9 protein-coding genes are annotated in these 11,738 nt (G+C 66.7%); 3 read left to right on the top strand and 6 right to left on the bottom strand.

All coding sequences use genetic code 11. The features are described 5' to 3' along the window. Positions 1-25 precede the first annotated feature (25 nt). Positions 26-2,218: a hypothetical protein gene (locus QZM35_RS03380; protein ID WP_174972103.1), complete on the bottom strand. Its 2,193-nt coding sequence runs from the start codon at positions 2,216-2,218 to the stop codon at positions 26-28. 499 nt (positions 2,219-2,717) lie between these two features. Here QZM35_RS03380 and QZM35_RS03375 point away from each other — a divergent pair, with 499 nt between their 5' ends. The 3 genes from QZM35_RS03375 to QZM35_RS03365 are packed head-to-tail and all read left to right on the top strand — an operon-like array spanning position 2,718 to position 5,822. Next, positions 2,718-3,782 (top strand): acyltransferase, encoded by a 1,065-nt coding sequence (locus QZM35_RS03375; protein ID WP_301775388.1) that lies wholly within the window; start codon positions 2,718-2,720, stop codon positions 3,780-3,782. 35 nt (positions 3,783-3,817) lie between these two features. Next, positions 3,818-4,864 carry a GDP-mannose 4,6-dehydratase gene (gene gmd / locus QZM35_RS03370; RefSeq protein ID WP_301775387.1) on the top strand — a complete coding sequence of 349 codons (1,047 nt, stop codon included), beginning with the start codon at positions 3,818-3,820 and terminating at the stop codon, positions 4,862-4,864. Further along, entirely contained in the window at positions 4,851-5,822 is a 972-nt protein-coding gene (locus QZM35_RS03365; RefSeq protein ID WP_089427933.1) for an NAD-dependent epimerase/dehydratase family protein, read from the top strand. The genes gmd and QZM35_RS03365 overlap by 14 nt, the downstream gene beginning before the upstream one ends. Positions 5,823-5,931: 109 nt before the next feature. On the opposite strand, the gene QZM35_RS03360 is transcribed toward QZM35_RS03365, so the two are convergent. The 5 genes from QZM35_RS03360 to folC all read right to left on the bottom strand — a co-directional run bounded on the left by QZM35_RS03360 (position 5,932) and on the right by folC (position 11,638). Beyond that, positions 5,932-7,122, bottom strand: a complete 1,191-nt coding sequence (locus QZM35_RS03360) for an O-succinylhomoserine sulfhydrylase (protein WP_122949237.1) — start codon at positions 7,120-7,122, stop codon at positions 5,932-5,934. Between the two features lie 245 nt (positions 7,123-7,367). Further along, positions 7,368-8,900 carry an amidophosphoribosyltransferase gene (gene purF, locus QZM35_RS03355; protein ID WP_089427935.1) on the bottom strand — a complete coding sequence of 511 codons (1,533 nt, stop codon included), beginning with the start codon at positions 8,898-8,900 and terminating at the stop codon, positions 7,368-7,370. A 51-nt stretch (positions 8,901-8,951) separates the two neighbouring features. Further along, a complete protein-coding gene (locus QZM35_RS03350; RefSeq protein ID WP_069251156.1) occupies positions 8,952-9,446 on the bottom strand; it encodes a CvpA family protein in 495 nt (164 codons plus the stop codon). Positions 9,447-9,452: 6 nt separating this feature from the next. After that, positions 9,453-10,298, bottom strand: a complete 846-nt coding sequence (locus QZM35_RS03345) for an SPOR domain-containing protein (protein WP_089427936.1) — start codon at positions 10,296-10,298, stop codon at positions 9,453-9,455. A 29-nt stretch (positions 10,299-10,327) separates the two neighbouring features. Continuing rightward, a complete protein-coding gene (folC, locus tag QZM35_RS03340) occupies positions 10,328-11,638 on the bottom strand; it encodes a bifunctional tetrahydrofolate synthase/dihydrofolate synthase (protein WP_089432405.1) in 1,311 nt (436 codons plus the stop codon). Positions 11,639-11,738: the final 100 nt, after the last annotated feature.

Genomic DNA, 11,738 nt, shown 5'->3' with positions numbered 1-11,738 from the left:
CTTCTGCCTTGTGTGACGTCGCCCGTCACGGTTTCCAGCGATACATCAGCACCTTGCCGCGTGCGTCTTCCTCGACGAACACGAGGTACTCGCCGTTCTCGCGCCGGAACGCGCTGATGCCGAACGGCACGTCGACCCAGCCGGACGCCTTGCCGACCTCGGCGCCCGGGCTCATCACGCCCACTTCCTTGCCGGTTTCCTTGTCGTACACGTGGATCTTGCCGACCGGCTCCACCCCGAACAGGTAGCGGCCCTCGGCCGTGAGCCCGATCAGGTCGAAGATCGGCTTCGCGTCGAGCTGCCACGGCAGCGCGACCTGGTAACGCACGACCGGCGAGCCCGTCGACCACTTGTCGAAGCGGATCAGCACGCGCCCCACTTCCTTGTTGATGCCCGGCTGCGGCGGCGCGTCGGCCGTGTAGCCGGTCACGTACAGCGTGTCGGTCTGCGGCTCGTAGATCGCGCGGCGCAACTGCGTGAACGGCTGCGGCATCGGATAGGTCGTGACCTTGTCGTACGAGTAGATCGGGTTGCCGGCCTTGTCGACGCCGCCGTACTGGAAGCGGTGGATGCCGCGCACGTCGCTGGTGCGCCAGATGTCGCCCTTCGTGTCGACCCACCAGCCCCAGCCGCCCGCCTTCGCCTTGCCCGTCGTGTTGATTTCGGCCTCGTCGGCATCGATCCGGCCGTTGCCGTTCGCGTCGCGCCACAGCCAGTCGCCGCCCGGCGGCTTGTTCGGCACCTTGTCGACCGGTCGCGCACGCCCCGCGATCAGGCCCGACGGAATCGCGACCTCGCCGTCGCGCTTCGCGTCGAAGCGGTAGATCTTCAGGTGATCGGCGTACATGTCGGTCAGGTACAGGAACGTGCGGCCGTCGAGGCGCCGTGCGAACGGCATGCCGGGATACTGGTCCGTGTGGAACACGGGATCGTCCGGATACTTGAAGCGGTTCGACAGGAAGCCGACGTATTTCCAGTCCTGGCCCGGCGGCTTCGACAGGTCGAGCTCGAAGCGCTTGTTGCCCGTGTACACGCTGTTCGGCCGCGCCGGGTCGAGCCACGCGCCGTCGACGAACAGCAGCCCCTGCACCTGCCAGCGCTGCTTGCCGTCCGGCGTGTAGCTTTCGAGCACCGCGCCGAGCCCTGCGCCGATCGTGTCGTGGCGCGGCCCGATGCCGTTCATCGACACGTAGATGTTGCCCGCGCGGTCGACCCCGACGCCCGTCAGCCCGTTGAAGCGCTGCGGCCCCGGCCGGCCCGGCACCGGGCCCGCGAAGATGCCGCCGCGCTCGCCGAGCGTGCCCGACGGAGCATAACCCTTGCCGCCTTTCGAGAAGATCAGGATCTGCTGGCGCGGCCCGTTGTCCGCCACCAGCACGCGCCCTTTCGCGTCGACGGCCACGTCCACCGCGTCGGTGCCTTCCGGCAGCGCGGGCGCGTCGTCGAGCTTGCGGCCGTCCGCGCGCACGTGCACGAGGTGCGCGGGCCCGTTGAGCGTATCCGTGAGCAGCCACAGCGTGCCGTCGCCCGCGAGTGCGAGGCGGCCCGGCTCGTGCGCGCTCCACGTGCCCTTCTGCTGCATGGTCTCCGCGTCGTACACGTTCACCGCGTCGCGCGACGGATTCGTCGCGAACAGCGTCTTGTCGTCGGCTGCGAGGCCGCCGACTTCCGCCTTCTGCTCGCCCACTTCCGAGCGCGCGGGCGCCGCGACCTCGTTCATCATCATGAAGCTCGCGGCCATCCGCGCGCGGCCGGTGTCCGCGCGGCCGCCCGGCGCGACCTGCGGCGCCGCACGGAACGGCGCGGGCTGCTTCAGGTCGCCGATCGTGCGACGCGAGATGCCGAACCACTGCTTGCCCTTGTCCGGCCAGATGCCGGGCGACTGCAGGTGGCCGCGCTCGTTGCCGACACCGATCGCGACATACGCGTACTTGCTGTTCACCGCGATCGCGCTGCCGCCGAGGTTGCCCCAGCCGTGCGTGCCGCCGGCGAAGCCGAGCATCTTCCCGTCCTGGTAGACGCTCGCCTCGGCCCCGCTCTCGTCCCACGGCGCATTCGTATACACCTTGCCTTCAGGCGTCACCGCGATCGCGCGGATGTCGATCTGCGTCCAGCTGCCGTCGCCATAGCCGAACGTATTGCCGATCCACGACGTCGTCGCGGGCAACACCGTTTCGGCCGGTGCGGCGCTCGTCAGCAGCGTCACGCATACCGTCATGCCTACCAGAATCAGACGTCGCAATGCGCTTCTCCATACTTGATGCAACAGCGGCCGGGCCGCCGCAAGGACTGCCGCCGGCGCACCCTGTCGCTAAATGGGTTTCAAACGTCGCGATGCAGGTTACAAGCAAAAATAATCACAAGAAATTTGGAAATATTTGGGGATGTTTCCGCGTGAAATATCGAACCGGAACAGAGCCGAAAAGGCGCCCGAAAGCGGCAATAACGACCGCCCTTCGGTTTCCGCCCCGTAGAAAATGCCGCCTTCCACCGCCTGACGGGGCCGCCCGGGCGCCGACCTTTCATCCCGCGACAGGAATAATCGGCATTTGGATATTTGCCGTCAGATAAATGACGCGCGTTTTTTTGCCGATTTCTTTTCCCTAGAATCGATTTCGATTCGATATTTCATTTAATGGCATGCATTACGTTCACGTTTACGCATCGGATGTGCGACACGCCCCGGCTCACGTCGCGCGTCGCGAAGGAGCGGCGCGATGACGGGCATCTCGCGACCCTCAGACCTCACCCCGCCGCAACACGGCCGCATCGTTCAGCTCGACGGGCTGCGCGCGATCGCGGTGGGCGCCGTGTTCCTGCAGCACGCGCTGAAGGCGCCGCTCTGGATGGGCGTCGACCTGTTCTTCGTGCTGAGCGGGCTGCTGATCACCGGCATCCTGCTCGATCGCAAGGCGCGCGGGCAGTCGTACTTCAGCCACTTCTACGCACGCCGCGTGCGTCGCATCCTGCCGCCGTACGTGCTGCTGCTGGTGGTGTCGACGATCCTGTTCGGCGCAGGCTGGCTGCCGCACTGGCCGTGGTTCGCGTTCTTCTCGACCAACATCGGGCTGTCGCTCGGCAGCATCGGCCATGACAGCCTGAACGTGCTGTGGTCGCTCGCGGTCGAGGAGCAGTTCTATATCTTCTGGCCGTTCGTGGTGCTGTGGTGCTCGGAGCGCGCGCTGCTGTGGGTCGCCGCCGCGCTGATCGTCGCGGCCCCCGTGCTGCGCGCGATCGCGACGCCGTGGTTCGACTCGTTCTGGCCGATCTACTACCTGACGCCGTTCCGCATGGACCTGCTCGCCGCGGGCGCGCTGCTCGCGATCGTGCTGCGCCGCGACCGGCGCGCGCTCGAGCCGTTCTATCCGCTCGCGATCGTCGGCGCGCTCGTGTCGCTCGCGATCCTCGGCTGGCTGCACCTGTCGTTCCCGCGCTTTCGCGCCGCGAACACGCCGCTGTCGAATGCCGCGCTCTACAGCATCTCGCTGCTGCTGTGCACGTCGATCGTCGTGATCGCGCTGCGCGGCCGCGGCCTCGTGCAGCGCGTGCTGACGAACCCGATGCTCGTCTACGTCGGCACCGTCAGCTACACCGTGTACCTGATCCACCTCAGCGTGCTGTACGCGCTGTGGCCGCTGCACCTTAACCGCTTCGTCACGGCCGCGCTGGCGCTCACGATCACGCTCGCGTACGCGACCGTGAGCTGGTACGGCTTCGAACGGCGCCTGACGCGCGGCCCCGCACGCCGCGCGCTGCCGGCCGCCGCCGGCACGACCGCCTGAATTTCATCATCCATCGTTTCTACCAGGACAACGTCATGAGCCAAACTCGCAAGAAGGCCATCATCACCGGGATCTCGGGGCAAGACGGCGCCTACCTGACCAAGCTGCTGCTCGACAAGGGCTATGAAGTCACCGGTACCTACCGCCGCACCAGCTCGGTGAATTTCTGGCGCATCGCCGAGCTCGGCGTCGACACGCACCCGAACCTCACGCTCGTCGAGCACGACCTGACCGACGCCGGCTCGAGCCTGCGCCTGCTCGAACGCACGCAGCCCGACGAGCTGTACAACCTCGCCGCGCAGAGCTTCGTCGGCGTGTCGTTCGACCAGCCGGCGACGACCGCCGAAGTGACGGGCCTGGGTCCGCTGAACCTGCTCGAGGCGATCCGCGTCGTGAGCCCGAAGACGCGCTTCTATCAGGCGTCGACCTCCGAGATGTTCGGCAAGGTGCAGTCGATTCCGCAGACGGAAGCGACCTCGTTCTATCCGCGCAGCCCGTACGGCGTCGCGAAGCTGTACGCGCACTGGATGACGGTGAACTACCGCGAGTCGTACGGCCTGTTCGGCAGCAGCGGCATCCTGTTCAACCACGAGTCGCCGCTGCGCGGCCGCGAGTTCGTCACGCGCAAGATCACCGACACCATCGCGAAGATCAAGCTCGGCAAGGCGACCCGCCTCGAGCTCGGCAACCTCGACGCGAAGCGCGACTGGGGCTTCGCGCTCGAGTACGTCGAAGGCATGTGGCGCATGCTGCAGGCCGACGAACCCGATACCTTTGTGCTGGCAACCAACCGCACCGAGACCGTACGCGATTTCGTGCGGATGGCGTTCGCGGCGGCCGGCTACCAGATCGAATGGACCGGCAAGGGCGAGCAGGAACGCGGCCTCGACGCGGCGACCGGCAACGTGCTCGTGGAAGTGAATCCGAAGTTCTACCGCCCTGCCGAGGTCGACCTGCTGATCGGCTGCGCGGACAAGGCTAAAGCCAAACTCGGCTGGGAACCGAAGACGACGCTCGAACAACTTTGCCAGATGATGGTCGAAGCGGATTTGACGCGGAATCAACACCATGACACGTTCTGAAGCCGGACGCCCGTCGCGCCGTGCATTCGTCACCGGCCTGACGGGCTTCACCGGCCGCTACATGGCCGAACGCCTGCAGGCGGCCGGCTATGAGGTCTGGGGCACGGTCGCGCCCGGCACGGCACGGCCCGACGATCCGGCTTTCGCGCACTGCACGCTGCTGCCCGTCGACCTGCTCGATGCGGATGCGATGCGCGCGGCGGCCGCCGACGCGCGGCCCGATGCGGTCGTGCATCTCGCCGCGCGCGCGCACGTCGCGCAGGACGAGCCGTCGCAGACTTACGCGGTCAACATCGTCGGCACGCGCAACCTGCTGGCCGCGCTCGCGGGCCTCGACCGACGCCCGTCGGCCGTGCTGCTCGCCAGCAGCGCGAATATCTACGGCAACTCGACGGCCGGCGTGCTCGACGAAACCGTCGCCCCGGCCCCGGCGAACGACTACGCGGTCAGCAAGCTCGCGATGGAATACGCGGCGAAGCTGTGGGCCGACCGGCTGCCGATCGTGATCGCGCGGCCGTTCAACTACACGGGCGTCGGCCAGAGCGATGCCTACCTGCTGCCGAAGCTCGTCGCGCACTACGCGCGCAACGCACCGCGCATCTCGCTCGGCAATCTCGACGTGAGCCGCGATTTCTCCGACGTGCGCGACGTGACGGCCGCGTACCTGAAGCTGGTCGAGGCCGCACCGGCCGGCGAGACGTTCAACGTCTGCTCCGAGCGCGCGTATTCGCTGAAGGAAGTGCTGGCGATGCTGTCGCGCATCGCCGGTTACGTGATCGACGTGACGATCGATCCGCGTTTCGTGCGGCACAACGAGGTGAAGCGCCTGAGCGGGTCGCGCGACAAGCTGCGGCGCGCGGTGGGCGAGCTGCCCGTCACGCCGCTCGACGAAACGCTGCGATGGATGGTGGAGGCGATGCGCAACGACGCGCATGCGGACGGGCATCCCGCCGGGTAAGCCGGGCGATTTGCATCGACACCAAAACGAAGGGCCGGTCACGCAAGCGACCGGCCCTTCGTTCATGTGTCACGTCAAATCACGTCACGACATGCGTGACGTGCCGCGTTCAGCCTTCCAGCCCGCGCGCGAGATCCTTGCGCAGGTCGCCTGCGTCTTCGAGGCCGACCGACAAGCGGATCAACCCTTCGCTGATCCCTGCTGCCGCACGCGCTTCCGGCGTGATGCGGCCGTGCGTGGTCGTCGCCGGATGGGTGATCGTCGTGCGCGTATCGCCGAGGTTGCCGGTGATCGAGATCAGCTTCGTGTTGTCGATCACGCGCCACGCATTCGCGCGCTGCTGCTCGGGCGTGTCCCCCTTCAGCTCGAACGACAGGATCGCGCCGCCCGCCTTCTGCTGACGCTTCGCGAGTTCGTGCTGCGGGTGCGATTCGAGGCCCGGGTGAAACACGCGCGCAACCGCCGGATGCGAATCGAGCCAGCGTGCGATTTCCAGCGCATTCGCCGATTGCTTCTCGACGCGCAGCGACAGCGTCTCCATCCCCTTCAGCAGCACCCACGCGTTGAACGCCGACAGCGTCGGGCCCGCGCTGCGCACGAACGGGAACACCTTGCCCATGATGAATTCCTTCGAGCCGACCAGCGCGCCGCCGAGCACGCGGCCCTGCCCGTCGAGGAATTTCGTCGCCGAGTGCATCACGACATCCGCGCCGAGCTTCAGCGGCTGCTGCAGCACCGGGCTGCAGAAACAGTTGTCGACGACGAACAGCGCGTTCGACGCCTTCGCGATCTTGCCGATCGCCTCGATGTCCGCGAGTTCGGTCAGCGGGTTCGACGGCGTCTCGAGGAAGAACATCTTCGTTTCCGGACGCACGGCTTCCTTCCATGCGTTCAGGTCGGTCGGGTCGACGAAGGTCGTCGTGATCCCGAACTTGCTGAAGATCTGCGAGAACATCCCGAGCGTCGAGCCGAACAGGCTGCGCGAGCTGACGAGGTGGTCGCCGGCCTGCAGCGCGGCCATCACGACCGACATGATCGCGGCCATCCCCGACGCCGTCGCGATGCACGCCTCGCCGCCCTCGAGCGCCGCGAGACGCTCCTGGAACATCGTGACGGTCGGGTTCGTGAAGCGCGAATAGGTGAAGTAGTCTTCCGAATTCGCGAAGCGCTCGGCCGCGTCGGCCGCGCTCTGGAAGCAGAAGCTCGACGTGAGGAACAGCGCTTCCGAGTGCTCGTTGAAGTCGCTGCGCAGCGTGCCCGCGCGCACGGCAAGCGTGTCGAAGTTGAGGGAGTCGTCCATGTTCCGTTTTCCGTATTCGATGGTCGCGCGGGTGGCGCGAACCCAGTCAAAACCAGGCCAAAACAAAAAGCCCGCTATGCGTCGGCATCAGCGGGCTTCGGTGCGGTACGACAGCGATCGACTCGGGCCGGTTGCCACCGGCCTTCGCTTTAGCTGTTTTGGGAAGTCGCCCCGCGTCCGCAAGCTGATATCAAATCGACGCAAGGCCACATCCTATCACGCTTCGTCAAAAGCGTGCGCCGGTGTCACTCGACCGACAACTGCAGGTTCATCTGCGAGCGTTCGGTGTCGCCGGCCGTGTCGCGATCGGCCTGCGATGCCGGCGTGAGGCGCGCGCGCTCGATCGCATCGAGATACTCGGGCGTCACGTCGCCGGTGATGTAGTTGCCGTCGAAGCACGACGCCTCGAAGCGTTCGAGCTTCGGGTTGATGTCGCGCACCGCGCGGCGCAGATCGTCGACGTCCTGATAGATCAGGTGGTCGGCGCCGATGATCTTCGCGACTTCTTCGTCGGTGCGGCCATGCGCGACCAGTTCGCCACGCGTCGGCATGTCGATGCCGTACACGTTCGGGAACTTCACGGGCGGCGCGGCCGACGCGAAGATCACCGACTTCGCGCCCGCATCGCGCGCCATCTGCACGATTTCATGCGAGGTCGTGCCGCGCACGATCGAATCGTCGACGATCAGCACGTTCTTGTCCTTGAACTCGATGCTCATCGCATTGAGCTTCTGGCGCACCGACTTCTTGCGCACGGCCTGGCCCGGCATGATGAAGGTACGGCCGACGTAACGGTTCTTGAAGAAGCCTTCGCGATACTCGACGCCGAGCTTCGCGGCGACCTGCATCGCAGCCGGGCGCGACGAATCGGGAATCGGCATCACGACGTCGATCGGCACGTTCGGCAGCTCGCGCTTGATCTTCTCGGCGAGATAGTCGCCCATGCGCAGGCGCACGTTGTAGACCGGCACGCCATCGAGACACGAATCCGGGCGCGCGAGGTACACGTATTCGAACATGCACGGATTCAGCGTCGGCTGCTCCGCGCACTGCTGGCTGTGGAAGTTGCCGGCCGGATCGATGAAGATCGCTTCGCCCGGCTGCACGTCGCGGACGAATTCGAAACCGATGCCTTCGACGGCCACCGACTCCGATGCGACCATCCATTCGGTGCCGTTTTCGGTCTCGAGCTTGCCGATGCACAGCGGGCGGATGCCGAACGGATCGCGGAACGCGAGCAGGCCGTAGCCGGCGATCAGCGACACGATCGCGTACGAACCCTGCAGGCGGCGATGCACGCCCGACACGGCCTTGAACACCGAGGCCGGATCGAGCTCGAGGCCCGTGGTCGACAGTTGCAGCTCGTGTGCGAACACGTTGAGCAGCACTTCGCTGTCGGAATTGGTGTTGATGTGCCGGCGGTCGATCCGGAACATCTCGTCCTTCAGTTGCTGCCAGTTCGTCAGGTTGCCGTTGTGCGCGAGGATGATCCCGAACGGCGCGTTCACGTAGAACGGTTGCGCCTCGGCTTCGCTCGACGCCGAGCCGGCGGTCGGGTAGCGCACCTGGCCGATGCCGTAGGTGCCGGGCAGGCTGCGCATGTTGCGCGTGCGGAACACGTCGCGCACCATGCCGTTCGCCTTGTACATGTGGAAATTGCTGCCGTCCGCCGTCGCGATGCCCGCCGCGTCCTGACCGCGATGCTGCAGCAGCAGCAGGCTGTCATAGATCAGCTGGTTGACCGGGGATTGGGAGATAACGCCTACGATGCCGCACATGGCATGTCCTTCAGAATGACAAAATCGGTTCCGTCCTGCCCGGCCGCGTCGTCACACGCGTACGTACTGGGCCATGCCGTCGGGCAGGAGCTGCTTCAGCTCGTGCACGCCCTGTTCGGCGAAAGGACGCAATAGCGCATTGCGCCAGAATTCCTGTTTGGGCAGTTCGGTCAGCCCCGCCGCCGCGACCAGCAGCACCACCAGCACGCAGCCGCGGACGAGCCCGAACATCATGCCCAGCGAGCGGTCGACGCCGCCCAGGCCACTCGCCTGCGCGATCCGCGACAGCAGCGCGTTCGCCACGCCGGCGACCAGCACCACGCCGATCACGACCAACGCGAAGGCGATCACCCACTGCGTCAGCGCACCACCCGGCCAGTTCGCCGGGATATACGGCACGACCAGTCCGACGTAGCGGCCCGCGATCACGATCGCCGCGATCCAGCCGATCAGCCCGAAAATCTCGGACACGAAACCGCGCCACGCGCCACGCAGCGCAGACAACGCGATCACCGCCAATACAGCGTAGTCGAAAGCCGTCAGCATCGTGCGTTACTGCGTCAGACCGGCTTCGCGCACCTTCGCGATCGCGGCGGAAGCCGCCGCACGATCCGCGAACGGGCCCGCACGCAACAGTGTAGCCGTGCTGCCGTCTGCCTGCTTGCGATGCTCGACATATGCGGGCACACCCGCCGATTTCAATTTGGTGGCCCACGACCGGGCCGTCGCGTCGTCCTTGAACGAACCGAGCTGCACCGCGAAACGCGCACCGGCCGGCGACGACGGCGACGAAGCGTCGCTGCTGTCCGGGCTGGCGGCGTCGGCATGCGCGACGGCCGCGGGCGCGGGCGCAGGCTTCGGCGCGGCCGGCTTCGCCACGGGGGCGGCCGGTTTCGGCGCGGGCTTCGGCGGCGTCACGCTCGCCGTGGTCGTGGTATCGGGTTTCGCGGCCGGCTTGTCGGCATCCTTCGGCGCGGGCGCCGGTGCAGCCGCAACGGCGACATCGGATGCCGGCGGTTCGTCGTGCGCGACGCCTGCCTGTACGTCGGACGCGTCATCGTCGCGCGGTGCGACCGCCTGGTGCGCGGGCCGGTTCGGAATGTCGATGGCGATGTCGTCCGTGACCGGCTTCGGGTGCGAGTCGAGCACCATCGGCAACACGATCACGGCGGCGACGACGAGCGCGATCGCGCCGACGAGGCGACGGCGCGCGCGTTGCTTTTCTGGAAGGGTCGGATCGAGGAGCAGCGCGTCCGATTCCGGACGCTCGGTGCGGCGCGAGCGTCGCTCGACGCGTTCAGTGGTGCGCTCCGTGCGCACGTTCCGGGAGGTCCCGGTGCGACCGCCGCGCCGCGGGGGCGCGTCGTCGTCTTTCTTGCCGAACGAGAAAATTCCCATGAATGGCTGAGTCCGAAACTGCCCGTCAGTCAGTGTTGCTGCGATTTACGGTAGGCCAGCACGCCGGCAACCGTATGGAAACTGCCGAAAACCACGATTCTATCATTCTCGGATGCTCTTTTTAGTGCATCGCGAAACGCTTCGGCAGGCGACGTGTAACGCGTGACGCTCGAATCGGGCCCCTCCTCCACGCCGGCCTTGCGCAGCGCGGCTTCGAGCTGCTCCGCGGAGGCCGCGCGCGGCAGCGGCAGGTCGGTCACGCACCAGTGGTCGATCTCGCCCTTCAGGTGCTGCAGCACGCCGTCGATGTCCTTGTCGTGCATCGCGCCGAACACCGCGTACGTGTACGGGAAGAAGCCCATGTTGCCGAGGTTCTGCTCGAGCACGGCCGACGCATGCGGGTTGTGCGCGACGTCGAGCACGATCGCCGGCTTGCCGGGCAGCACCTGGAAGCGCCCCGGCAGCTCGACGTTCGCAAGGCCGAGCCGGATGTCCTGCGCGGACACCGGCAGCACCGGACGCAGCGCTTCGAGCGCGGCGAGCGCGGCCGACGCATTGATCAGCTGATTCGCCCCGCGCAGCGCCGGGTACGCAAGCGCCGGATAGCGCTTCTCGCGGCCGAGGTAGCTCCACTGCTGGCGCTCCGCGCCTGCCTGCGCCTCGTAGCGGAAATCGCGGCCGACCAGCCACAGGTCGGCGCCGATCGCTTCGGCGTGGTCGATCAGCGTTTGCGGCGCGGCCGGATCGCCGCAGATCGCCGGCTTGCCGGCGCGGAAGATCCCGGCCTTCTCGAACGCGATCTTCTCGCGCGTGTCGCCGAGGTATTCGGTGTGGTCGATGTCGATGCTCGTGACGATCGCGCAATCGGTATCGATGATGTTGACCGCATCGAGCCGGCCGCCGAGGCCGACTTCGAGGATCACCGCGTCGAGCCCGCGCGAGGCGAACAGGTGCAGGATCGCGAGCGTCGTGAATTCGAAGTACGTGAGCGACACCGGCTCGGACAGCGACGTGCGCGCGGCTTCGACGGCCTCGAAGTGCGGCAGCAGTTCGTCATCGGTGACGTTCTGCCCGTTCACGCGCGCGCGCTCGTTGAATTCGAGCAGGTGCGGCGACGTGTGGCAGCCGACCTTGTAGCCGGCGCGCACGAGGATCGTCTCGAGGAACGCGCAGGTCGAGCCCTTGCCGTTCGTGCCGCCGACGGTGATGACGGGGCACGCGAATTCGAGCTGCAGCGCCGCCTTGACCTGCCCGATGCGGGTCAGGCCCATGTCGATGCCGACCGGGTGCGCGCGTTCGAGATGCGAAAGCCACGCGTCGAGAGTGGGAAAAGTGCTCATCGGTTCAAATCTGGATCGGGACCGCCACTACGCCAAAAAACGAAGCGCGTCGCCTGACGCTGAAGCCAGGCGACGCGCAGTGTTCACAACCTCGCGCCGG

Origin of the sequence: Burkholderia sp. AU45274 (genome assembly GCF_030482505.1) — a bacterium.
Lineage (GTDB): Bacteria > Pseudomonadota > Gammaproteobacteria > Burkholderiales > Burkholderiaceae > Burkholderia.
The sequence above is the reverse complement of the archived record's forward strand: the minus strand, read 5'-3'. Positions and strand labels throughout refer to the sequence as shown.